This is a genomic window from Salmonella sp. SAL4457, from assembly GCF_046548235.1.
GTDB classification, from domain to species: domain Bacteria; phylum Pseudomonadota; class Gammaproteobacteria; order Enterobacterales; family Enterobacteriaceae; genus Salmonella; species Salmonella enterica.
The window spans coordinates 138,923-163,244 of record NZ_JBGDZO010000003.1 but is presented as its reverse complement, the minus strand read 5'-3'; the positions used below and the strand labels follow the sequence as shown (position 1 = coordinate 163,244).

Annotated in this window: 22 protein-coding genes; 15 read left to right on the top strand and 7 right to left on the bottom strand. The window is 52.9% G+C overall.

The window, feature by feature from the left end; genetic code table 11:
- Positions 1-32: 32 nt before the first annotated feature.
- Positions 33-989, bottom strand: coding sequence for a Fe2+-enterobactin ABC transporter substrate-binding protein (gene fepB, locus ACLJNW_RS11915; RefSeq protein WP_001238992.1), 957 nt, complete (start codon positions 987-989; stop codon positions 33-35).
- A 308-nt stretch (positions 990-1,297) separates the two neighbouring features.
- Here fepB and entC point away from each other — a divergent pair, with 308 nt between their 5' ends.
- The 7 genes from entC to ACLJNW_RS11880 all read left to right on the top strand — a co-directional run bounded on the left by entC (position 1,298) and on the right by ACLJNW_RS11880 (position 8,683).
- Positions 1,298-2,473 carry an isochorismate synthase EntC gene (gene entC, locus ACLJNW_RS11910; protein WP_000367596.1) on the top strand — a complete coding sequence of 392 codons (1,176 nt, stop codon included), beginning with the start codon at positions 1,298-1,300 and terminating at the stop codon, positions 2,471-2,473.
- A gap of 9 nt (positions 2,474-2,482) precedes the next feature.
- The gene (gene entE, locus ACLJNW_RS11905) at positions 2,483-4,093 is read left to right on the top strand and encodes a (2,3-dihydroxybenzoyl)adenylate synthase EntE (protein ID WP_024154509.1); all 1,611 of its coding nucleotides are present in this window, start codon (positions 2,483-2,485) and stop codon (positions 4,091-4,093) included.
- Positions 4,094-4,106: 13 nt separating this feature from the next.
- Positions 4,107-4,964, top strand: coding sequence for an isochorismatase (locus ACLJNW_RS11900; protein WP_001007166.1), 858 nt, complete (start codon positions 4,107-4,109; stop codon positions 4,962-4,964).
- Positions 4,964-5,719, top strand: coding sequence for a 2,3-dihydro-2,3-dihydroxybenzoate dehydrogenase EntA (gene entA / locus ACLJNW_RS11895; RefSeq protein ID WP_023204482.1), 756 nt, complete (start codon positions 4,964-4,966; stop codon positions 5,717-5,719). The genes ACLJNW_RS11900 and entA overlap by 1 nt, the downstream gene beginning before the upstream one ends.
- A 2-nt stretch (positions 5,720-5,721) precedes the next feature.
- Entirely contained in the window at positions 5,722-6,135 is a 414-nt protein-coding gene (gene entH / locus ACLJNW_RS11890) for a proofreading thioesterase EntH (RefSeq protein WP_000637966.1), read from the top strand.
- A 181-nt stretch (positions 6,136-6,316) separates the two neighbouring features.
- Entirely contained in the window at positions 6,317-8,422 is a 2,106-nt protein-coding gene (gene cstA / locus ACLJNW_RS11885) for a pyruvate/proton symporter CstA (protein WP_001043108.1), read from the top strand.
- A 63-nt stretch (positions 8,423-8,485) separates the two neighbouring features.
- Positions 8,486-8,683 (top strand): YbdD/YjiX family protein, encoded by a 198-nt coding sequence (locus ACLJNW_RS11880; protein WP_000460619.1) that lies wholly within the window; start codon positions 8,486-8,488, stop codon positions 8,681-8,683.
- A 35-nt stretch (positions 8,684-8,718) separates the two neighbouring features.
- Here the strand turns inward: ACLJNW_RS11880 and ACLJNW_RS11875 are convergent, their stop codons facing one another.
- Positions 8,719-9,807, bottom strand: a complete 1,089-nt coding sequence (locus tag ACLJNW_RS11875; protein ID WP_001016850.1) for an oxidoreductase — start codon at positions 9,805-9,807, stop codon at positions 8,719-8,721.
- Between the two features lie 126 nt (positions 9,808-9,933).
- On the opposite strand from ACLJNW_RS11875, the gene ACLJNW_RS11870 reads away from it, so the two are divergent.
- Positions 9,934-11,094 (top strand): pyridoxal phosphate-dependent aminotransferase, encoded by a 1,161-nt coding sequence (locus ACLJNW_RS11870; protein WP_001245592.1) that lies wholly within the window; start codon positions 9,934-9,936, stop codon positions 11,092-11,094.
- Here the strand turns inward: ACLJNW_RS11870 and ACLJNW_RS11865 are convergent, their stop codons facing one another.
- From ACLJNW_RS11865 to dsbG, 4 genes are all read right to left on the bottom strand, one after another.
- Entirely contained in the window at positions 11,095-11,712 is a 618-nt protein-coding gene (locus ACLJNW_RS11865; RefSeq protein WP_001164756.1) for an IbrB-like domain-containing protein, read from the bottom strand. It abuts the gene before it with no gap.
- On the bottom strand, positions 11,685-12,920 hold the full coding sequence (locus ACLJNW_RS11860) for a phosphoadenosine phosphosulfate reductase (protein WP_000118144.1): 1,236 nt from the start codon (positions 12,918-12,920) through the stop codon (positions 11,685-11,687). The genes ACLJNW_RS11865 and ACLJNW_RS11860 overlap by 28 nt, the downstream gene beginning before the upstream one ends.
- Before the next feature lie 165 nt (positions 12,921-13,085).
- Positions 13,086-13,988, bottom strand: coding sequence for a DNA-binding transcriptional repressor CitR (gene citR / locus ACLJNW_RS11855; RefSeq protein ID WP_000002497.1), 903 nt, complete (start codon positions 13,986-13,988; stop codon positions 13,086-13,088).
- 316 nt (positions 13,989-14,304) lie between these two features.
- Positions 14,305-15,051: a thiol:disulfide interchange protein DsbG gene (gene dsbG, locus ACLJNW_RS11850; protein ID WP_000597122.1), complete on the bottom strand. Its 747-nt coding sequence runs from the start codon at positions 15,049-15,051 to the stop codon at positions 14,305-14,307.
- A gap of 439 nt (positions 15,052-15,490) precedes the next feature.
- Here dsbG and ahpC point away from each other — a divergent pair, with 439 nt between their 5' ends.
- The 6 genes from ahpC to ACLJNW_RS11820 all read left to right on the top strand — a co-directional run bounded on the left by ahpC (position 15,491) and on the right by ACLJNW_RS11820 (position 22,347).
- Complete coding sequence (gene ahpC, locus ACLJNW_RS11845; protein WP_000052802.1) at positions 15,491-16,054, top strand: alkyl hydroperoxide reductase subunit C; 564 nt, start codon at positions 15,491-15,493, stop codon at positions 16,052-16,054.
- A 241-nt stretch (positions 16,055-16,295) separates the two neighbouring features.
- Positions 16,296-17,861, top strand: coding sequence for an alkyl hydroperoxide reductase subunit F (ahpF, locus tag ACLJNW_RS11840; RefSeq protein ID WP_000887644.1), 1,566 nt, complete (start codon positions 16,296-16,298; stop codon positions 17,859-17,861).
- A gap of 332 nt (positions 17,862-18,193) precedes the next feature.
- Positions 18,194-18,754 carry a molecular chaperone gene (locus tag ACLJNW_RS11835; RefSeq protein WP_000377444.1) on the top strand — a complete coding sequence of 187 codons (561 nt, stop codon included), beginning with the start codon at positions 18,194-18,196 and terminating at the stop codon, positions 18,752-18,754.
- Complete coding sequence (locus tag ACLJNW_RS11830) at positions 18,747-21,026, top strand: molybdopterin-dependent oxidoreductase (RefSeq protein WP_023204479.1); 2,280 nt, start codon at positions 18,747-18,749, stop codon at positions 21,024-21,026. The genes ACLJNW_RS11835 and ACLJNW_RS11830 overlap by 8 nt, the downstream gene beginning before the upstream one ends.
- A complete protein-coding gene (locus ACLJNW_RS11825) occupies positions 21,023-21,580 on the top strand; it encodes a 4Fe-4S dicluster domain-containing protein (protein WP_001250381.1) in 558 nt (185 codons plus the stop codon). Before ACLJNW_RS11830 ends, ACLJNW_RS11825 begins: the two co-directional genes overlap by 4 nt.
- Complete coding sequence (locus ACLJNW_RS11820) at positions 21,580-22,347, top strand: dimethyl sulfoxide reductase anchor subunit family protein (RefSeq protein WP_024154508.1); 768 nt, start codon at positions 21,580-21,582, stop codon at positions 22,345-22,347. Before ACLJNW_RS11825 ends, ACLJNW_RS11820 begins: the two co-directional genes overlap by 1 nt.
- A 67-nt stretch (positions 22,348-22,414) precedes the next feature.
- On the opposite strand, the gene uspG is transcribed toward ACLJNW_RS11820, so the two are convergent.
- The gene (gene uspG, locus ACLJNW_RS11815) at positions 22,415-22,843 is read right to left on the bottom strand and encodes a universal stress protein UspG (protein ID WP_000278499.1); all 429 of its coding nucleotides are present in this window, start codon (positions 22,841-22,843) and stop codon (positions 22,415-22,417) included.
- A gap of 222 nt (positions 22,844-23,065) precedes the next feature.
- On the opposite strand from uspG, the gene ACLJNW_RS11810 reads away from it, so the two are divergent.
- A complete protein-coding gene (locus tag ACLJNW_RS11810; RefSeq protein WP_023204478.1) occupies positions 23,066-24,304 on the top strand; it encodes a zinc-dependent alcohol dehydrogenase in 1,239 nt (412 codons plus the stop codon).
- The last annotated feature ends 18 nt before the right edge of the window (positions 24,305-24,322 follow it).

The following is a 24,322-nucleotide window of genomic DNA, read 5'->3' as shown; positions in this document are numbered from 1 at the left end:
GGTCTGGTCAGTCGGATAAGACTCCGATAAGGCTAAAACAGGGCGGCAAGCCGGTTAAGCAACAATGTTGCGCTGTAATAATCCAGACGGAACGTCTCCGTACCCAGGGCATAGACGCGCTTATTTTGCACCGCTGGCAGGTGCGCCAGCAGCGGATTGGCGTAAAGGGCCGCGACATCTTTGTTGTCGCCGGCAAACAGGAAAAGAGATTCGCCGTTTAACCCGGCGGCCAGATTTTCACCGCCAAGCTGAATGATATCGTGGCGCTTACCCTGGCTTTTGCTGGTTTGCAGCCCTCGGGGCAATGTCGCCAGCGTAAAGCCTAACTGCGTCAATAGCTTGCCTTGTGCTGATTCTGGCGTCCACAGATTGGCGCTATGCGCGGCAGGGGTATACACCAGCGCGCTAACCGGCTGCGGCGGCAGGGCGATTCGCTGTTTAACCGTCGTCAGTTGCGCCTCAAATTCCGCTATTCGCGCGGCGGCCTGTTTCTCCTGACCGGTGATCTCGCCAAGCTGCGTGAGCAAACTCTGCCAGCTTTTATCGTCATAATTGATGACGAGCGTCGGCGCGATAGCGGAGAGCTGATCGTAAAGCGCCAGCGCGGAGTCGCCGCCGGTGGCGCTAATCAAAATGAGATCCGGCATTTGCGCGGCGACCGTTTCGGCATTCGGTTCGCCGATGTACAGCCGGGCGACATGGCGAGCCTTTGCTACGTCGCTCCACTGGCGCATAAACCCTTGATCGTCGGCAAAGCGGTTATTCGGCGTAGTGGCTCCGCTGGCGACGACGGGCGCATCAATCGCCAGCAGCGAGCCTGTCAACGTCACGCTGGTAGAGACGATACGCGCGGGTTTGTGGTCCAGAGTATGAACGCCGCGGCTGTCCTGAATTTGCCGGGGCCAACCGGCGTCCTGGGCTAAGGATATTCCTGAAATTGATAAACCAACCACTAAAAGCAGCCAACGATAAAAGGCGGGGAGTCTCACAATAGCGTCCTGTTATTAATAAAGTTAATGCTTCTCATTTTCATGTCAGCGGCAGCGAGATGCAAGCCTTAGTGCCATTTAACTCATGACCAGAGTTGACAGAGCGACGTTTTACTCTTAGGTTAGCGCACTAAAAATAGAAATAATAATCATTATTATACACAAAATCATTCAAGAAGCATCGCAACGGCAAGGGAAGAAATCCCCGCGAGCATAGATAACTGTGTGACCGGGGTTTCTGATCGCAGCCAACAAAGAGGCAGCTTGAAAGATGAAGTGTATATAAGCCTTTATCATTGGAGGATGATATGGATATGTCACTGGCCGAGGACGCTCAGGAGACAATGGCAACGCTTGCTCCCGATCGCTTTTTCTTCATGTCGCCGTATCGCAGTTTTACCACTTCCGGGTGCTTCGCCCGTTATACCGAGCCTGCGGTTGCCGGCGATTCGCCGGATAGCCCTTTCCAGCAGAAATTGCGCCAGCAGTTTGCCGAGGCCAAATCGCAGGGCATCGCCAACCCTATCCTGGTGGGGGCGATCCCCTTTGATACTCGTCAGCCGTCGTCGCTATTTATCCCGATGGCGTGGCAGTCCTTTTCCCGCCAGCAAAAGCAGCGCACGGCGCGTTATTTTACTGACCATCAGCCGCTGACGGTGACGGCGCGAAAGGCGATTCCGGAGCAGGATGCTTTTGAAGCGATGGTCGCACGCGCGGCTATGCTGACCGCCACGCCAGACGTCGATAAAGTGGTGCTTTCCCGGCTAATAGATATCACCACTGATGTGGCGGTGGATAGCGGAGCATTGCTGGAGCGGCTGGTTGCGCAGAATCCAGTTAGTTACAACTTCCATGTGCCACTGGCGGATGGCGGCGTTCTGCTGGGCGCCAGCCCCGAATTGCTGCTACGCAAAGAGGGCGAGCGGTTTAGTTCGCTGCCGTTAGCAGGCTCGGCACGTCGACAGCCGGATGACGTTCTGGATCGCGAAGCGGGAAACCGACTGCTGGCTTCACAAAAAGATCGCCATGAACATGAGCTGGTGACGCAGGCGATGAAGCAGATCCTGCGCGATCGCAGCACGGAACTGCAATTACCTTCCTCTCCGCAGTTGATCACCACGCCGACGCTATGGCATCTCGGTACGCCGTTTGAGGGCAAGGCCAACGCCGGAGAAAACGCGCTGACGCTGGCCTGTCTGCTGCATCCAACGCCTGCGTTAAGCGGTTTCCCTCATCAGGTCGCGAAAAAGCTGATTGCTGAACTGGAACCGTTCGATCGTGAACTGTTTGGCGGCATTGTCGGCTGGTGCGATGCCGAAGGAAACGGCGAGTGGGTAGTGACGATTCGTTGTGCGAAATTGCACGGTAATCAGGTGCGCCTGTTCGCTGGCGCCGGGATTGTCCCTGCCTCTTCGCCAGTCGGCGAGTGGCGGGAAACCGGCGTCAAGCTCTCTACGATGTTGAACGTTTTTGGACTGCATTAAGGAACGATGATGCGTATACCTTTCACCCGTTGGCCGGATGAATTTGCCCGCCGTTATCGTGAAAAAGGCTACTGGCAAGACGTGCCGTTGACCGATATTCTGACCCGCCACGCTGACAGCGACAAGACGGCGGTCATTGAAGGCGAGCGCGCATTCAGCTATCGCCAGCTCAACCAGGCCGCAGATAATCTGGCCTGCAGTTTACGCCGTCAGGGCATCAAACCTGGCGAAACCGCTCTGGTACAACTGGGGAATGTACCGGAACTGTATATCACCTTTTTCGCCCTGTTGAAGCTTGGCGTAGCGCCCGTTCTGGCGCTGTTTAGCCATCAACGTACCGAACTTAACGCCTATGCGATGCAGATCGCGCCGACGCTGGTGATTGCCGATCGCCAACATACGCTGTTCGCCGGGGAGGACTTTCTCAACACGTTTGTGGCTGAACACCGCTCTGTGCGGGTGGTGTTATTGCGCAACGACGACGGCGATCACAGCCTGGACGCGGCGATGCGGCAGGCGGCGGAAGATTTCACTGCCACGCCATCACCTGCTGACGAAGTGGCCTACTTTCAGCTTTCCGGCGGTACTACCGGCACGCCAAAGCTTATTCCCCGTACCCATAACGACTATTACTACAGCGTGCGCCGCAGCAATGAGATTTGCGGTTTCAACGAGGAGACGCGTTTTCTGTGCGCGATTCCCGCCGCGCATAACTATGCCATGAGTTCGCCGGGCGCGCTGGGCGTCTTTCTTGCCAAAGGAACGGTAGTGCTGGCGACCGATCCCAGCGCCACGCTCTGTTTCCAGCTGATCGAAAAACACCAGATTAATGCCACGGCGCTGGTGCCTCCCGCGGTCAGTCTATGGCTACAGGCTATCCAGGAGTGGGGCGGTAATGCGCCGCTGGCGTCATTAAGGTTATTGCAGGTTGGCGGCGCGCGGCTTTCTGCGACGCTGGCCGCCCGTATTCCGGCTGAAATTGGCTGTCAGTTGCAGCAGGTCTTCGGCATGGCGGAAGGGTTAGTGAACTATACCCGGCTGGACGATAGTCCGGAACGGATTATCAATACCCAGGGAAGACCCATGTGTCCGGACGACGAAGTGTGGGTGGCGGATGCTGACGGGAATCCACTGCCGCCGGGCGAGATTGGTCGTCTGATGACGCGCGGCCCCTATACTTTTCGCGGCTATTTCAACAGTTCGCAACACAATGCCAGCGCCTTTGACGCCAACGGTTTTTACTGTTCCGGCGATCTGATCTCCATTGATCAAGACGGTTACATCACCGTTCACGGGCGTGAAAAAGATCAGATCAATCGGGGCGGCGAGAAGATAGCCGCCGAAGAGATAGAAAACCTGTTACTGCGCCACCCAGCGGTGATCCATGTGGCGCTGGTCAGCATGGAAGATGAACTGCTGGGAGAAAAAAGTTGCGCATATCTGGTGGTAAAAGAGCCGCTGCGAGCGGTACAGGTACGCCGTTTCCTGCGAGAGCAGGGCGTGGCGGAATTTAAATTACCGGATCGCGTAGAGTGCGTTGCGTCACTGCCGCTGACGCCGGTTGGTAAAGTCGATAAAAAACAATTACGCCAGCGGTTGGCGTCACGTTCACCGCTCTGAAGGAGAAAGAGAGATGGCAATCCCGAAACTACAGTCTTACGCGCTGCCCACCGCACTGGATATCCCGACCAACAAAGTGAACTGGGCATTTGAGCCGGAGCGCGCTGCGCTGCTCATCCACGATATGCAGGATTACTTTGTCAGCTTTTGGGGCCGCAACTGCCCAATGATGGACCAGGTGATTGCTAATATCGCCGCCCTGCGCCAGTACTGTAAGGAACATCATATCCCGGTCTATTACACCGCTCAGCCGAAAGAGCAAAGCGATGAAGATCGCGCGTTACTCAATGATATGTGGGGGCCGGGACTGACGCGCTCTCCGGAACAGCAGAAGGTGGTAGAAGCCTTAACGCCGGATGAGGCGGATACGGTGCTGGTGAAGTGGCGCTATAGCGCGTTTCACCGCTCGCCGCTGGAACAGATGTTAAAAGATACCGGACGCAATCAGCTCATCATTACCGGCGTGTATGCGCATATTGGCTGTATGACCACCGCTACCGATGCGTTTATGCGCGACATTAAGCCGTTTATGGTGGCGGATGCGCTGGCGGATTTCAGCCGGGAAGAGCATCTGATGGCGCTGAACTATGTGGCGGGGCGTTCCGGTCGCGTCGTCATGACCGAGTCGCTGCTGCCGACGCCGGTTCCTGCCAGTAAAGCGGCGCTGCGGGCGTTGATTCTGCCGTTGCTGGATGAGACCGACGAGCCGCTGGACGATGAAAACCTGATTGATTATGGCCTGGATTCAGTACGCATGATGGGGCTGGCAGCGCGCTGGCGTAAAGTACACGGCGATATCGACTTCGTGATGCTGGCGAAAAACCCGACCATTGACGCCTGGTGGGCGCTGCTTTCTCGCGGGGTAGAGTAATGACCGGCTTTGATTTTTCAGACAAAACGGTATGGGTGACCGGGGCGGGGAAAGGGATCGGTTACGCGACGGCGCTGGCGTTTGTCGACGCCGGGGCGCGGGTGATCGGCTTCGATCGCGAATTTACGCAAGAGAATTATCCCTTTGCTACCGAAGTCATGGATGTGGCGGATGCCGCACAGGTTGCGCAGGTGTGCCAGCGTGTGTTGCAAAAAACGACGCGGCTGGATGTGCTGGTCAACGCCGCCGGTATTTTGCGTATAGGAGTGACCGACGCGCTTAGCGTCGACGACTGGCAGCAGACGTTTGCGGTCAATGTGGGCGGGGCATTTAACCTGTTTTCGCAGACGATGGCGCAGTTTCGCCGTCAGCAGGGAGGGGCGATTGTCACCGTAGCCTCAGATGCGGCGCATACGCCGCGCATCGGTATGAGCGCCTACGGCGCCTCTAAAGCGGCGCTGAAAAGCCTGGCGCTAACCGTAGGGCTGGAGCTGGCGGGCTGCGGGGTGCGCTGTAATGTGGTGTCGCCTGGTTCGACTGACACCGATATGCAGCGCACGTTATGGGTGAGTGAAGATGCCGAACAGCAGCGTATTCGCGGTTTCGGCGAACAGTTTAAGCTCGGCATACCGCTCGGTAAAATCGCCCGTCCGCAGGAGATAGCCAATACCATTTTGTTTCTTGCCTCCGATCTGGCCAGCCACATTACCTTGCAGGATATCGTGGTGGACGGCGGTTCAACATTGGGAGCCTGACGATGATCTGGAAACGGCATTTAACGCTGGATGAATTGAACGCTACCAGTCAGAACACTCTGGTGGCGCATCTGGGCATTGTTTACACCCGTCTGGGCGATGACGTGCTGGAGGCGGAAATGCCCGTCGATGCCCGCACTCATCAACCGTTTGGTCTGCTACACGGCGGCGCATCGGCAGCGCTGGCGGAGACGTTAGGATCAATGGCGGGTTATCTGATGACCCGCGACGGGCAGTGCGTGGTCGGGACCGAGTTAAACGCCACCCACCACCGCGCCGTCTCGCAGGGGAAAGTACGCGGCGTTTGCCTGCCGCTGCATCTGGGGCGGCAGAATCAAAGCTGGGAAATTACGCTCTTTGACGAGCAGGGGAGGCGCTGCTGCACCTGTCGCCTGGGAACGGCGGTAATGGGATAGTTCTGGCAAAGTAAAATGCAATTGCAGCATTAACGAAGAAAGGAAGTGATCTGGTTAACACTGTAATGTAAAAAATGGGTAACAATCCGGTTTTATCATGTTGTTGTGTTGTTAATTACGGTAAAGGTGTTATAGAAACAAAATGTAACATCTCTCTGGAACACCCAAACGGACAACAACTATGAATAAATCAGGGAAATACCTCGTCTGGACAGCGCTCTCAGTATTGGGTGCGTTTGCCCTGGGCTATATTGCGTTAAATCGTGGGGAACAGATCAACGCGCTATGGATCGTGGTGGCGTCGGTCTGTGTCTATCTTATTGCGTATCGTTTTTATGGGCTCTATATCGCCAAAAAAGTGCTGGCGGTTGACCCAACGCGTATGACGCCCGCGGTACGTCATAATGATGGTCTGGATTATGTCCCGACCGATAAGAAAGTGCTTTTTGGTCACCATTTTGCGGCCATTGCTGGCGCAGGTCCGCTGGTCGGGCCGGTACTGGCGGCGCAGATGGGCTATCTGCCGGGGATGATCTGGCTGCTGGCGGGCGTCGTGCTGGCGGGAGCGGTGCAGGACTTTATGGTGCTGTTCGTCTCGACCCGGCGCGATGGGCGTTCGCTTGGCGAGTTGGTTAAAGAGGAGATGGGCGCGACGGCAGGGGTGATCGCGCTGGTAGCCTGCTTTATGATCATGGTGATCATTCTGGCCGTCCTGGCGATGATCGTGGTGAAAGCGCTGACCCATAGCCCGTGGGGAACGTACACTGTCGCGTTCACTATTCCACTGGCGATTTTTATGGGCATCTACCTGCGTTATCTGCGTCCGGGGCGCATCGGCGAGGTGTCGGTCATTGGGCTGGTATTTCTTATTTTCGCTATTATTTCCGGCGGATGGGTGGCGGCAAGCCCAACCTGGGCGCCGTACTTTGATTTTACTGGCGTGCAGCTTACCTGGATGCTGGTGGGGTATGGTTTTGTCGCGGCGGTACTGCCGGTCTGGCTGCTGCTCGCGCCGCGTGATTACCTATCTACCTTCCTGAAAATTGGTACGATTGTCGGTCTGGCGGTCGGGATTCTGATCATGCGTCCGACGCTGACTATGCCGGCGCTGACCAAATTTGTTGATGGTACCGGACCGGTCTGGACGGGCGACCTGTTCCCGTTCCTGTTTATTACCATTGCCTGCGGCGCGGTCTCCGGTTTCCATGCGCTCATTTCCTCCGGCACGACGCCGAAGATGTTGGCCAACGAAGGCCAGGCCTGCTTTATCGGCTACGGCGGGATGTTAATGGAATCTTTCGTCGCCATTATGGCGCTGGTCTCCGCCTGTATTATCGATCCGGGCGTTTACTTTGCGATGAATAGCCCGATGGCGGTACTGGCGCCAGCGGGGACAGCGGATGTCGTGGCTTCTGCCGCGCAGGTGGTCAGTAGTTGGGGTTTCGCTATCACGCCGGATACGTTACACCAGATTGCCAATGAAGTCGGCGAACAATCCATTATCTCCCGCGCAGGCGGTGCGCCAACGCTGGCGGTAGGGATGGCCTACATTTTACATGGCGCGTTGGGCGGCATGATGGATGTGGCGTTCTGGTATCACTTCGCCATTCTGTTTGAAGCGCTGTTTATTCTGACGGCGGTGGATGCGGGTACCCGTGCGGCGCGCTTTATGTTGCAGGATTTGTTGGGCGTAGTGTCGCCAGGGCTGAAACGTACCGATTCGTTGCCAGCGAACCTGCTTGCTACGGCATTGTGCGTGCTGGCGTGGGGGTATTTCCTCCATCAGGGCGTGGTCGATCCGTTGGGCGGTATTAACACCTTGTGGCCGCTGTTTGGCATCGCTAACCAGATGCTGGCGGGCATGGCGCTGATGCTTTGCGCCGTGGTACTGTTCAAAATGAAGCGTCAGCGTTATGCGTGGGTCGCGCTGGTGCCAACGGCCTGGCTGCTGATTTGTACGCTGACGGCGGGCTGGCAGAAAGCGTTTAGTCCGGATGCGAAAATCGGCTTCCTGGCCATTGCCAATAAGTTCCAGGCGATGATCGACAGCGGCAATATTCCGCCGCAATACACCGAATCGCAACTCGCGCAGTTGGTATTCAATAACCGTCTGGATGCCGGGCTAACCATCTTCTTTATGGTGGTGGTCGTGGTGCTGGCGGTCTTCTCTATTAAGACGGCGCTGGCCGCTCTGAAGATTGATAAACCGACGGCGAATGAAACGCCGTATGAGCCGATGCCGGAAAATGTGGATGAGATCGTGACGCAGGCGAAAGGCGCGCACTAATCTTTTTACATCAATAGCCCTCTCCAGAATAAGGAGAGGGCATTTGAATGACAGGTGACAACGATGTTCGATACGCTTTCGAAAGCCGGAAAATATCTGGGACAGGCCGCAAAAATGATGATTGGCGTGCCAGACTACGACAACTATGTTGAGCATATGCGCATAACGCATCCGGATCAGACGCCGATGACCTATGAAGAATTTTTCCGCGAGCGGCAGGATGCGCGCTATGGTGGAAAAGGCGGCGCGCGTTGCTGCTGAGTGTTGCCAGGCCTGATAAACGCAACGTCACCAGGCTATATTCTGAAAAATTCAACTTTTTCAAACGCCGCACGCAGGGTGTCTGGCGTTAACGTCACCGGTAAATAGTGGATGGATTCGACCGGGCGCAGGGTATGCGCGATTACCCTATCGATCTCGGCGGTGTTATGAATATCCACGTCCAGTTCGCTAAGCCGGGTCGGCAGATGAAATCGCCGGTACGCTGTAATCAATTGCGCCAGCACGTCATCTTGTCCCAGTAGCGCGCTTTGCACCAGAATGCCATAAGCCACTTTCGTTCCGTGCAGGAATTTTTCCGTTTGCGGCAGAACGGTCAGACCGTTGTGTACCGCATGGGCGGCGGCGACACGGGTATAGCGTTCCCCGAGGCCGCCGACCATACCGCCGCCAGCGATAATCGCATCCACCACGTCGCAAAATGCCTGGGTCAGCCGACGCTGCTGTTTATCCGCTAATGCTTGTTCGCTGCTGGTCAGCAGGAGATCGCGAATAGCGCACGCGCTGTTAATGCCCAGTCTTACGGTCAATGGCAACGTTTCAGGCTGCGGCGCAAGCACAACGGCTTCATACCATTTCGCCAGCGTATCGCCAATGCCAGCTAACAGATAGTCATCGGGCGCCTGCAGAATAATGCGCGGTTCGACCAGCACCAGAAAATTGGCATCATCAAAAATTTCGAACTGTAACGCCTGTCCCGCGTCGTTATACCAGACGGAAAGCGGTGTCCAGGCGGCGCAGGTTGCCGCGATTGTCGGGATAGCGACAAACGGCAGCGCCAGACGGCGGGCGAGCGCTTTGGCGGTATCGAGCAGCGCGCCGCCGCCGACGCCTATCACCACCTGACGATCGTCGTTGCAGGCGTGCGCCAGTTGGGCAACATGGCGTTCGCTACAATGGCCGGTAAACGGCAGATGCTTTGCGCCAGCACGTTCAAACGCTTCCGGCAGGTAAGGCCGGGCGGCGGCAATCGCGCGTTCGCCGTACACCCAAACGGCGTGGGAAAGCTGTTCCGGCGTGAAAAAGTCGGTCAGTCTTTCGAGGCTTCCTGCATGGGAAAAATAATTCGCCGGGCCGGTAACGACGCGGATCTCAGTGTGGTTCATGTTGTGTTGTCCTTAGGGTCTTCTCACCGTTGTTATTATATTTAGACATCTAAACGTCTTGATTGCCAAATACTAACACCCTGTGATAGTGTGTCAACAACCACATCACTGGCGGGTATGAAGATAATGAGAAATAACCCACTGATTCCAAAAAGCAAATTGCCAAATCTTGGTACCACGATTTTTACGCAAATGAGCGCGCTGGCGCAGAAACATCAGGCAATAAATTTATCGCAAGGCTTCCCTGATTTTGATGGTCCTCGTTATTTGCACGAGCGGTTGGCTTATCATGTCGCGCAGGGCGCGAATCAATATGCGCCGATGACGGGGGCGCAGGCGCTGCGGGAGGCCATTGCCGATAAAACGGCGGAAATATATGGTTATCGACCCGATGACGTCAGTGATATCACCGTCACAGCGGGCGCGACAGAAGCGCTGTATGCGGCGATTACCGCGCTGGTGCGGGCAGGGGATGAGGTTATCTGTTTCGATCCCAGTTACGACAGCTATGCCCCAGCCGTGGCGCTCTCCGGCGGCGTGTTAAAACGCATAGCGCTTACGCCGCCGCATTTTCGCGTCGACTGGCAGGCGTTTTCGGCGTTGCTTAGCGAGCGCACGCGACTGGTGATCCTCAATACGCCGCATAATCCCACCGCTACCGTCTGGCGTCAGGCGGATATCGAGGCGCTGTGGCAGGCTATCGGCGAGCGGGAAATTTATGTGTTAAGCGATGAAGTGTACGAACATATTTGTTTTGCCGCCGAAGGTCATGCCAGCGTATTGGCGCACCCTCAGTTACGAGAGCGGGCGGTTGCCGTTTCATCGTTTGGTAAAACCTTTCATATGACAGGATGGAAGATTGGTTACTGCGTTGCGCCTGCGGCCATTAGCGCCGAAATACGCAAAGTTCATCAGTACCTGACGTTTTGCGTCAATACGCCGGCGCAACTGGCGCTGGCGGATATGCTGCGCGCCGCGCCGGAACACTATCGCGCGTTACCCGATTTTTACCGGAAAAAACGCGATGTGCTGGTTAACGCGCTGGCGCAAAGCCGATTAAAAGTGCTGCCCTGTGAAGGTACCTATTTTCTGTTAATCGATTACAGCGCAGTGTCGACGCTAAATGACGTTGAGTTTTGTCAGTGGCTAACCGAAGAAGTCGGTGTCGCCGCTATTCCGCTCTCTGTCTTTTGCGCCGCCCCTTTCCCGCATCAGCTTATACGTTTATGTTTCGCTAAACAGGAATCAACGCTGCTGGCCGCCGCAGAGCGCCTGTGTAAACTGTAGTTATTTAACCGTCCACGCTCTGGAGAATCGACGGTCTGCAAAAAGCTCCTGCAGGCCGTTGATCTGTTTCAGGCGCAGGACTTCATCGGCGTCCATACCTAACTCCTGGCCGATTTTGCTCTCGTCCCAGCCTAGCAGAGAAAGTTCGCGCACGATTTCTGACATGGCGTGGATCTGGTGGCGCCCGCGCGCGCGGTTATGCCGAATGGTTGCCGCCATGCGTTCGTGACGTTCTCTGTCCAGACACGTTATCGGCAGGTAGCCTTTCAGACGCCTTTTCAGGGCCGCTTTTCCTTTGCCCAGCTCATGACGGTGAAAACCGTCCACAATCTCGTACTCCTCCGTATTGGCCTTTACCACCACGATCGGCTGAGTAAACCCATCTTGTTCAATCGATTTAAGCAGCAGTTTTTTCTCCGGCGGCGCAACGTTATTCGGGTTGTAGTCATTAGGTGAAATATGATCGTTTTTCACCCACAGGACACAATCGACAGGCTCATCGCGAAAAGGACTAACGCTATGTATCGCCATTCTAAATTCATTAATGGCGGCGATCCTCTCCTCTTCAGGCAGTTCAGAGAGAAAGTGAGTTATTTCGGTTGTGAGTCGGTGTTGCATAAGATCCCCCATTCCTGGCGTTTAGCTTTCATACGTTCGTTATAACGCTGGTAATTCTTAGGTTTTGTCGGACTGAATGACAGCGCCCGGCACCAGTAATCATTGTTCAGTAATACTTTGCAGATCCGTCGCCACGACGGAATATCGCGCGATCCGATATCGCCATGCTGCGTTTGTGGAATGGTGTGCATGCCTTTTTTCTTATACCACTGCAAATAAACGGCGATTTTATTACGGTAATGTTCGGCAGTGACTTCAGGCATACTGTGTAGCAGGAGCAGCGCGTACTCTTCCCAGTTAAGGTGATCGGGTTTTAAAATTTTCCGGTGGCCGTAAAAATGGCTGTCTTGTCCGGCGTATATTCCTCCGCTGAGTGCGCCGCTGACTCTGGCGCACATGGCCGCCCAGCGCTCAGGTTCGATAACATGATACAGCCATAACCCCTGTCGTTGTTCCGGGCCGAACGGTTCGCAAATACGCATGTAACGGGGCGGTACTCCAGCCTGATACATCAAATTATACAAAGGGTTACATGGTTTACCTGTTTTGGCGAACCAGGTCCAGATATCTGCGGTTTTCCAGTCATAGATGGGATAGATATACCAGGTGTGCCCCTTAGGGGCTAACGTGGTCCAGGGCTTATCGTCGGCAAAGCGCAGCTTATGCGAGTTAGCGATAGCGGCAAATCGGTTATAGGATTCGTCGGAACGAATACCGACCAGCATAGCGGCAGGACGTTTTTCTGAAAACCAGTCGGCAAAATCGCGAACGAACTGTTCAAAGGTCATGCCGTGTTGATAAAAGGAAAAAAAGGCCGGATCGGTAATCGCATCTTCTGGCGGTTGTCGTACCCAGTCGGTACCCGGCTGCCAACACTGCCACTCCGGCTGGTATTGTGAAAGGGAATTTTGTGTGGTTAAGGGTAATGCGACCCAATAAAAACGCTCAATAACGTCCGCGTAGTATTCACGTAACGATTCAATATAGGTGATGGTACAGGAGAATTGCGCTTCCCAGTCAATGAAGAGAACATGGATCTTTTTATTCATTTTGCGCGCCAACGTTGCCGTCAGGTGCAACATAAGTCCTGAATCTTTACCACCAGAAAATGAGACGCAGACCCGGGGTAAGGTTTCCAGGGTCCACATTATACGCTCTTGAGCCGCTTCCAGAACATTTTGCTCGAGCGGAACTTTATAAACCGACATCTCTGGATAGTCTCCGATGTGTTAACTACAGTATATTCGAAATAATTAACATAAAGGATAAGCAGATTAGATGAACTTGCAATGCTTTATTATATTTGTAAAATAAATATATTCCATAAACATATACATTAAATTTATATTAATATCCGTTATCTGACCTTCTTATTAATGTTTTTTTGTGATGTGCTCAATGAGCTCAGCAAATCCGCTATTATTCAGCGAAGCCCTATTATACATAAGATAGAATTGTATGGGAGCAATGGTAAAAGGTATGGTGACTTTTTTAAGTTTGATAGAGGAAGAGTAATAGTCAAAAAATGTTTGTGGTAAAAAACCAATAAGCTCCGTGGAGCTGATAGAGTTGGCGATGGTCATCAGCGATTTGCTTCTGAAACCAATTATTCTTTCCCCCAGCACATCATCCATAAGTGAATGATATTCTTTCATACCGGTTGCCCGGGAGACGAGTTGCGTAAATGACTCTTGTAGAATTTCGTCGATAGTGGCGGTGTCGCCTAGTCGGGGATGGTTTTCACTGCAAACCAGGATGCATTCTAGCCTATTAAAGTGAGTACAAACAATAGAACGATTATTCAGTGGGGCCATTGAAACCACAATATCTGCTTTGCGGTAGGCAAGCAGATCTTCAGGCAGTTCGTCAGTGGTCAAAATGTCGTGATGTTCAATTTCAACCTGTGGATCTTTGCGGATATATTTAACTAATTTCATCACATATTGGGTGATCAACAGCTGTGGGCTGTAGATAATAAATTTTTTCTTCAGGCTGGACTGATTCATTATATTAATAGTTTGTTCCAGGCTGTTAAGATTATTTTCTAAATGATAATGTAAATTAATGCCTGTTACGGTAGGCGTAATTCCTTTGCCTGAACGAATAAATAGAGGGTCGTTGAATTGCGTGCGCAGGCGTTGCAATGACTGGCTTACGGCAGAAGGTGTAATATAGAGTGTTTCTGCTGCTTTGCTAATGCTTAAATGTTGATAGATACATTCAAATATAACCAACAGGTTAAGATCAAATTTTTTAAGGTCGTAAAGGTTAGCCATAGTATCTTCCCGGCATTATCATGGTATCTTTCATGATTATGACTTAATCTCAATAATTTACCAGAGTTATGTTTATTAAACTTAATGTAGAGTTTATTTAAACTAAAATACCACAGTTATGAATATTTTAGCGAGTAAATAATTACAGTAAAGGCGGACATAACGTACACTTTTATAACCACGCCGTTAGTCTAAAAAGGCTGTGTCGGATGACATGCTGGTCTGGCGTTGCGTTAATGCCAGTCAGAGGTTGGCCCGACAAACGTAGCGCTATCGGGCGTGGTACGGTTAAGCTCCAGCTTTGCTAATTTCTGCGTTAAGGCTGCCCCATCATGGCGTCCAGTTGCGCTTTTTCCGGTAAACCCACAACCTGTTGCAAAATCTTATCTTTATTCATGTAATAAATTGCTGGCGTCGCGTTAGCGCCAAGATCGTCCATTAGCTGCTGATTCTGATTAATGACTTTCATCTGCGCCGGGGGGATGGACGCCGGAACCTCCAGCTTCATCTTTCCTGCGGAGGCTTCATAGTCATGCCAGGTTTTCGCCGGGTCTTTCGCGGCTAAAATCGCTGCGGCTGTGGCCGGGCTTTCCGGTTTAATCACGCCGACCAGTAATGTGCGTAATTGTACCTTGCCGGATTCGACCCACGGACGAGCTTGTTGCCAAAACTGCTTACAATATGGGCAGAAAGGGTCGGCGAAGACATACAGCACCACCGGCGCGTCTTTTTTACCGTCGAGTATCCATGACGCTTTTTCCATTTTCTGCCACATTTCACGTCCGGCCGGTGCATAGATCTCTTTTTCTATCAGGGCGTTGCTAAGATTTTCGCCTTTTTCATTATACATATAGCCGGAAATCGCGTGTTTACCGTCCGGCGTCAGGTAAATCGTGACGCCCATATCCTGATACTTTCCGAGATAGCCCTTCATGCCCCCCGGCGCCTCGAAGGATTTCAGGATAGTTATACCCTGTTTTTCAATGGCTTTAACCGGCGCAGGCAGTTCTTCCGCGTGGGCGAGAATGGGCAGCATAGCAAGCAGCAATGTACGTTTAATCATATTTTTCCTTTTAATATCAAAGCGAAAAGAGTATTAATGATGATGCCTATCACAGACATAGGTAAGAGCTGGCGTGCCAGGATTGCCCTTTCTGTGCTGGGGTGATGTAATCCTTTTCGCTGTTACAGCCTTTGTTAAGGTAATGTAGAGCGCAACACTTAGCCAGCATATACGCTATGGATTTCGAGTTGCAGACAATACGTCTGTAATTTGCAAGACGAGTCGTACTGGCTCTGAAGTTACCTACGGGTAGTTCAGGTAATGGGGCCGCCTGTCAGGCGGCCTTTTTACTTTAGATGGCTGACAGGGCGCAGTGTTCACAATGTCGCCCGAATCGGGTTGTTAGTTAACGCTTATTGATTTGATAATGGAAACGCATTAGCCGAATCAGCAAAATTTCGTTAACTTACTCCTCAACGAAAACACGGAGGAAGTATAGATGTCCTTAATTAACACCAAAATCAAACCTTTCAAAAACCAGGCGTTCAAAAACGGTGAATTCATTGAAGTCACCGAGAAAGATACCGAAGGCCGCTGGAGCGTCTTCTTCTTCTACCCGGCCGATTTTACCTTTGTTTGCCCGACTGAACTGGGTGACGTTGCCGACCATTACGAAGAACTGCAGAAGCTGGGCGTAGACGTTTATTCCGTCTCAACCGATACTCACTTCACGCACAAAGCATGGCACAGCAGCTCTGAAACTATCGCAAAAATCAAATATGCGATGATCGGCGACCCGACTGGCGCCCTGACCCGTAACTTCGACAACATGCGTGAAGATGAAGGTCTGGCAGACCGTGCGACCTTTGTTGTTGACCCGCAGGGTATCATCCAGGCGATCGAAGTTACCGCTGAAGGTATCGGCCGTGACGCGTCTGACCTGCTGCGTAAAATTAAAGCAGCACAGTACGTTGCCGCTCACCCAGGCGAAGTATGCCCGGCGAAATGGAAAGAAGGTGAAGCGACTCTGGCTCCATCCTTAGACCTGGTCGGTAAAATTTAAATTTCCGTCGTCTTTCACGCCATAGCTGCGTTGGCGTCGCCTGCTCACCCCGGTCACTTACTTCAGTAAGCTCCCGGGGATTCTCAGGCTAGCCGCCTTACTCTGACGTGAAATACTTTGGAAATTGTTTCAGTCATGGGCGCACCCGCGCCCATTTCATTTCAGCACCATGACGCAAGTTGCATTAATGCAGTCCCGCGAAGTCGGCTTGCATGATGATGTTTTCAGAGAGGGAAGAAGAATGCTCGACACAAATATGAAAACCCAGCTCAGGGCTTACCTTGAGAAACTGACCAAACCTGTTGAGCTGATTGCCACGCTGGATGACAGCGCTAAATCGGCGGAAATCAAGGAACTGCTGGCTGAAATCGCTGAGCTGTCCGACAAAGTCACGTTTAAAGAAGACAATACTCTGCCGGTGCGCAAGCCGTCTTTCCTGATTACGAATCCAGGTTCTCAGCAAGGGCCGCGCTTTGCCGGTTCTCCGCTGGGCCACGAATTTACCTCGCTGGTTTTGGCGCTGCTGTGGACCGGCGGTCATCCGTCAAAAGAAGCGCAGTCGCTGCTGGAGCAGATTCGCGATATTGACGGCGATTTTGAATTCGAAACTTATTATTCACTCTCCTGCCATAACTGCCCGGACGTAGTGCAGGCGCTGAACCTGATGGCGGTGCTGAACCCGCGTATTAAACATACGGCAATTGATGGCGGCACCTTCCAGAACGAAATCACCGAACGTAACGTGATGGGCGTTCCGGCGGTGTTTGTCAACGGTAAAGAGTTCGGCCAGGGACGTATGACTCTGACCGAGATTGTCGCTAAAGTGGATACTGGCGCAGAAAAACGTGCGGCGGAAGCGCTGAACAAACGCGATGCGTATGACGTGCTGATTGTCGGCTCCGGCCCGGCGGGCGCGGCGGCGGCGGTCTACTCGGCGCGCAAAGGCATCCGTACCGGTCTGATGGGCGAGCGCTTCGGCGGTCAGGTGCTGGATACCGTGGATATCGAAAACTATATCTCGGTGCCGAAAACCGAAGGCCAAAAACTGGCGGGCGCGCTGAAAGCGCATGTCAGCGATTACGACGTTGACGTTATCGACAGCCAGAGCGCAAGTAAACTGGTTCCGGCCGCGACAGAAGGCGGCCTGCATCAGATTGAAACGGCGTCCGGCGCAGTATTGAAAGCGCGCAGTATCATCATCGCCACCGGCGCGAAATGGCGCAATATGAATGTGCCGGGCGAGGATCAGTATCGCACCAAAGGCGTCACCTATTGTCCGCACTGCGACGGTCCGTTATTTAAAGGGAAGCGTGTGGCGGTCATCGGCGGCGGCAACTCTGGCGTTGAAGCGGCTATCGATCTGGCAGGTATTGTAGAACACGTTACGTTGCTGGAGTTCGCGCCGGAGATGAAGGCGGATCAGGTGCTACAGGACAAAGTGCGTAGCCTGAAAAATGTCGATATCATTTTGAATGCGCAAACGACAGAAGTGAAGGGCGACGGTTCGAAAGTGGTGGGGCTGGAGTATCGTGACCGTGTCAGCGGCGATATTCATAGCGTCGCGCTGGCAGGGATTTTTGTGCAGATTGGTCTGTTGCCGAATACCCACTGGCTGGAAGGCGCGCTTGAGCGTAACCGCATGGGCGAGATCATTATTGACGCCAAATGTGAAACCAGCGTTAAGGGCGTCTTCGCTGCAGGCGATTGCACCACCGTTCCTTACAAACAGATTATCATCGCCACAGGCGAAGGGGCGAAAGCCTCGTTGAGCGCCTTTGATTATCTGATTCGTACCAAAATCGCATAAAAAGAAGTAAGCACACCTGCAAGGTCAGTTAACTGGCCATCGTAAACGGCCCGATAGTGTAAGCTATTCGGGCCTGCGGTGTTTATGCCCGGGGAACGCCGCCGGGTAAAACACGTTCTTCATTATCAATACTCTGAAACCGTCTGTTAATAACAGACGGTTTTTTATTTCAACGGTCTTCTGTTTTTAAACTTTGAAACAATAAAAAAGCCTTCTACGGATTTAACTGGAATTTTTCTGTTTTTTTATCAAAGAAAGATTAAGCGCTTCCGTTAACATGCCCATTCTTTTTTCTTGATTTATATTGCATTTGTATGTGAGGTTATTTATTCATGGATTCAATCTATGAATCACTGACGGAATTAGAAAAAACAGGGCTTACATTGCGTGATTTTTTTAATTCTCATGATAGTCGTTCACTGAAATCTGCCTACGTGAGATTAAATCCCACTGCTGCGGTAAACCTTACCGATCGGGCGTGGCTGGAGGCGGAGTATGACTTTAATGCGCTATTCGTCGGTCCTGGCAAGCTGCTGGCTGCGCCTTTCGCTTCAGTGTATCTGGAAGAGGATGCGCTGGTGATGGGAAAGGCGACGCTGGAGATACGGGAGTTTATGGCAGCGTTGGGATTATCGGTTAATCAGGAGAGCAATATTCCTGACGATCATATTTCCTGCGTGCTGGAATTGACCACACTATTACTGGCTAATACTCGGCAAACGTCACAATACCGATCTACTCTCACTCAATATATCAATAATTATTTAACAAAGTGGGTGCCATTATATATCGAAAAAATAAAAACTCATGCACAAACGACCACGTTATATACGGTGGCGGACATCTTATTTTATTGGCTTGATGAATTAAAACGAGAGTATCAATATGAGTAATGAGACAGGACATCTGAACAGACGTTCTTTTTTAAAGGGGATAGTGGCACTGGGCGCCGTTGCGGCTTTACCCGGAGGATTACTAACCTCCCGATGCGCGCTTGCGCAGCCGCCTGTTCCCTTTAACCCTAAAACGTACAAAATTTATCGTAACGCGTGTCCGCGTAACTGCTATGACACCTGTAGCCTCAAGACGTGGGTAAAGGACGGGGTCATTACTTTCGTGGAAGGCGCGCCGGAATCAACATTTACTCACGGTACCCCTTGCGTCAAAGGGTTAAGCTATCCGCGCCGGGTTTATAGCCCCGATCGTATTAAATATCCCATGGCGCAGGACGTTCGCGGTAGCGGCAACTGGCGTCGCATCTCATGGGAAGAGGCGATGCAGCGCATTGCCGCCAAAATGCTGGAGATTAAGAAAAAAGACGGTTCTATGCTCGGTCTGGCGCTGACCAAATATTCCGGTAAGTTTGGCGTGCTGAACTATGCCGTTGAAGGGATGATGTCCTCGCTTGGCTATACCACCCGTTTTGCCGGTACGCCGTGCTGGCCTGCCGGTATCGACGCGCAAAACTACGACATGGGCGACATGTGGTGTAACGACCCGGAAGATATGGTGAAAGCAAAATACATCATTATCTGGGGCGCGAACCCAGCCTGGTGCTCAATGCACTCCATGAAATATATCTATCAGGCGCGTGAACAAGGGGCGAAGGTCGTGGTTATCGACCCGCTGCTGTCGCAGACTGCCGCCAAAGCCGATCTCTACCTGCGCGTACGGCCAGGCTCAGACGGCGCGCTGGCGCTGGGGATGGCGCGTCATCTGGTGGATAAAGGCCTGGTGGATCAGGATTTTGTCAACAACGATGCTCACGGCTATCCGGAATTTGAAGCCTATCTGCGCAATAACGTCACCGTGGAATGGGCGGCAGAAATCTGCGGCCTGTCTGCGGATGTCATTCGCCAGCTGGCGGAAGAGTTTACGGCGGTTAAGCCGGCCACGGTCTGGATTGGTTACGGGATGCAGCGTCATGTCAACGGCGGCGCCAACGTTCGCGCTATCGATGCCTTTGTCGCTATGTCCGGCAACATCGGTGTCGAAGGCGGCGGCGCGCGTTATGGCCATCTGCATACCTGGGGCTTTAACTATAACGCCATGCTGCAGAAGCCGCCGGTGGGCGCTATTGGCATTCCGGGAGCGGCGGGCACCACCAGTGAGTTCGGGGCTGCCGCTGGCAGCGACGCCGTGCAGTACTCCGATCGCTCTCTGAATATCAACCAGACGGCGCAGGGGATTCTGGAGGCCAACGATCCGCCGGTTCGTATGCTGTGGGTCGCCTGTAAAAACCCGTTTGCCCAGGATTTCGATCGCAGCAAGATGAAAAAAGCGTTTGAAAAACTGGAAATGGTGGTCTGCGCCGATCAGTTCTTCAACGAAACGGTGCAACACGCTGATATCGTGCTGCCCGTTACCACCGCGTTTGAAGAGTGGAACGTGGATGCTTCTTACTGGCACTACTGGCTTTCCATTAATCAGCCGGCGATTAAGCCGATGTATGAAGCAAAATGCGACCTTGAAATCGCTACCATGCTGTCGCGCACCATTAATAAGATGGCGCCGGGTTCCTGTACCTTCCCGCAAGAGTTCGATCACAAGCGCTGGCTGGATCAGGAGTTCAACGACGGTATGGCGAAAATGTTTGGCATCTCTTCCTGGGACGATCTGCTGGACGGGCCGAAAAAAGCGATCCTGCCAAGTTCTGCCGCCTGGTACGATCGCAAGTTCAAAACGCCGTCAGGCAAGTATGAATTTAAATCTGAACTGGCGGAGAAAAACGGCCACACCGCGCTGCCGGAATACAAACCGGAAGCCGAGAGCAAACTGCCGTTCCATCTGTTTACGCCGCACGTGCAGTTTGGCCTGCACTCGCAGTTTATCAACCTGGACTGGATGCAGGTGTTCTACCCGGAACCGTTCGTTTATATCCATCCTTCTTCCGCGAAGAAAAAGGGCATCAGCGAGAACGATCTGGTCAAAGTTTTCAATGGCACCGGTGAAGTTGAGCTGCGGGCAAAAGTCACCACCAACGTGCCGGAAGATTTTCTGGTGATGTATGAAGCGTGGTTCCCGAAACGGCAGTACAACGTGCAAAACGTCGTGGCCGATACGCCTGCTGATATGGGGCTGATGAAAACTGGCGCGCCGGGCGCCGCTATCCACAGTCAGTTTGCTGACGTTGTATTGATCGGTAAAGGGGAATCCGTAGCATGAGACGTGCGTTTTTAGTGAATAGCGATAAGTGCATCGGCTGCCGCGGCTGTGCTATGGCGTGTAAAAGCTTTAACCAACTGGAGCCGGATCGCTTCTGGCGCTACGTTTATCCGTTGGATAAAGACATCTATCCACATGAAGAGCGGGCGTTTTACTCGCTGGCCTGTAACCACTGCGAACATCCGGCCTGCGTCGCCGCCTGTCCGGTCGAAGCCTATACCAAACGTGAAGATGGCGTGGTGGTGCATAACCCTGAGCGCTGCATCGGCTGTAAAAACTGTATTCGTAACTGTCCTTATGGCGCGCCGCGTTTTAATGAAGAGACGCGTAAAGCGGAAAAATGCAGTATGTGCTACGAGCGTCTTGATATCGGTATGAATCCGGCGTGCGTAAACGCCTGTCCGGTGGGCGCCTTGTCGATTATCGATTTGGATGCCGATCCTGTGCCCGATAATGCGGTGCAGTATCCGCCAGGGTTCCCGCATATGCCACAGCTTAATCCAGGAACGCGCTTTATTCTGGCGCGCCAGCCTAAGCAGCCGGAGGACAAGTAATGGAAAAATATGAACTGCCGCTGGTGTTTTTTACGGTATTAAGCCAGATGTCTGTCGGGATGGCTTTGGTACTGACATGGCGTACGCTGCGTGGTGAAGTGGAAGGCCAGCGTTTCTGTTGGTTGGCCACCGGGCTGGTGCTGGCACTGGCGTCTATTGCCGCGATTCTGCATCTGGCGCATCCCGATCGCGCTTATGATGCGCTGATTAACCTGCGACATGCCTGGTTAAGTCGGGAAATCCTGGGCGCCACGTTGTTTGGCGCAGCGGTCGGCGTAACGTTCCTGGCAAAGGGACATAAAGCGATGGCTCTTATCGCCTCCGTGTTCGGCGTGTTACTGGTGGCGGTGCAGGGGATGACCTACGCCGCGCCAGCGATGGTGGCTATCGCTAATGGGTTTACCATGCTGTTATTTTTTATTACGGTATGGGTCATGGGTTGCGCGGCGATTCCGCTGTTAAAACTCAGGCCTGCCGTTCCTGCGTTACGCCAGGGGATTGTGGTGTGTATCGCGGTACTTATCGCGGCGCCGCTGGTGTGGTTAAGCGGGGGAACGGTCATGCAGATGACGGCGCGTTTATGGCTGGCTTCACCGTTTTATCTGGCAAGCCTGGTCTGCCTTGCGCTCGCTTTTGTCGCCAGCCGTCACGGTGATTCGCGCCCGAAACTCCTGTTCGTCTTGTTATTCGTCGGCGTATTTCTGAGTCGGCTGGTCTTTTTTGGCGACACGGTGAGTACTATTGTGAATATCGGGCATTTGTACTAACGATGATGCAGTAAAAAGCCCTGCCAGGCGTGACCTGGCAGGGCGTGTCAGTTTTTAGCCGCCAGAGTTAACGCACAACCAATACCGGCAGCGTCGCATGACGCACCACGCTTGAGGCGTTAGACCCCAACAGGTGTGTCGTGATAGACGGATTACGCGAACCGATTACCACGACATCCGCATCCAGTTCTTCGCCCATCTCATTGACGACATCGCGCACGCTACCAAAGCGAACATGCGTTTTAATTCGTGAAGGATCGATACTGAAGTGTCCCACCATCGTTTGCAGACGCGTTTCCGCCTCATGCTGTAAATGTTCTTCAAAGCGACGCACGTCGGCGGCAAAGCGGTGCAGACTCATGCTCGCGGACCCAGGCAGTACATGCAACAGATGAATGACGCCATCCTGTTGCGCCAGAAACTCAGCGTGGCGAATGGCTTTATCGCTAAGTTCCATTTCAAAAACATCAACCGGCATAATGATTGTCTTATACATACCCGTTACTCCCTGTTAATCAATACTGAATTTATTCAAGCATATAATAATGTTTCTTTCTGCTATTTGTCTGGCAATTTTAAATATTGCGACAACCTGACGTTAAAAAAGTCGTGTATTTTCCAGGAAAAATCCTAAAGCCGCCTGTTTTTCCGGCAGTCTCTCCGGGATAGCTACCCTTTTATAGTCGAACGCAACATTCACCGTTACCCCGGAGGCTGCATGAAAGCATTGACGTATCACGGTCCACATCACGTAAAGGTTGAAAACGTACCCGATCCCGGCATTGAGCAGCCTGACGATATCATTTTGCGTGTTACCGCCACCGCGATTTGCGGATCTGATTTGCATCTCTATCGCGGCAAGATCCCACAGGTAAAACATGGTGATATTTTCGGCCATGAATTTATGGGCGAGGTGGTGGAAACCGGACATGATGTGAAGAATATTCGGAAAGGGGAGCGGGTCGTTATCCCGTTTGTCATTGCCTGTGGTGACTGTTTTTTCTGTCGGCTACAGCAATATTCAGCGTGTGAAAACACTAACGACGGACACGGCGCGGCGATGAATAAAAAACAGATCCCGCCACCGGCGGCGCTGTTTGGGTATAGCCATCTGTATGGCGGCGTTCCCGGCGGACAGGCCGAATATGTTCGCGTGCCAAAAGGTAATGTTGGTCCATTTAAGGTGCCGCCGCTGTTATCTGACGATAAGGCGCTGTTTCTTTCTGATATTTTGCCTACCGCCTGGCAGGCGGCAAAAAATGCCCAGATTCAGCAAGGTTCCAGCGTGGCGGTTTTTGGCGCAGGGCCGGTAGGATTACTGACTATCGCCTGTGCGCGACTGCTGGGCGCGGAGCAGATCTTCGTCGTTGATCACCACGCCTGGCGCCTGCGTTTCGCCGAAGAACGTTACGGCGCGATACCGATCAACTTCGATGATGAGAACGATCCGGCGGAAAAAATCATCGAGCAGACGGCAGGACACCGCGGCGTGGACGCGGTAATTGATGCCGTAGGCTTTGAAGCGAAAGGCAGCATGACGGAGACGGTGCTGACGAACCTTAAACTGGAAGGCAGCAGCGGCAAAGCGCTGCGACAATGTATCGCGGCGGTCAGACGTGGCGGCGTGGTCAGCGTGCCCGGCGTGTATGCCGGTTTTATTCACGGCTTTTTATTCGGCGACGCCTTTGATAAGGGGCTAACTTTTAAAATGGGTCAAACCCATGTTCACGCGTGGCTGGGGGAATTATTACCGCTTATTGAAAAAGGGTTGCTGAAGCCGGAGGAGATTGTCACGCATTATATGCCGTTTGAAGAGGCGGCGCGCGGCTACGAAATTTTCGAAAAACGCGAAGAAGAGTGCCGGAAGGTTATCCTGGTGCCGGGAGCGACGTCGGCACAAGCGGCGCAGAAACAGGCGACGGGAGTAATCAACCCGATGCCAGGCGGCGTTGTCTGAAACAGGCAGAAATGAAAG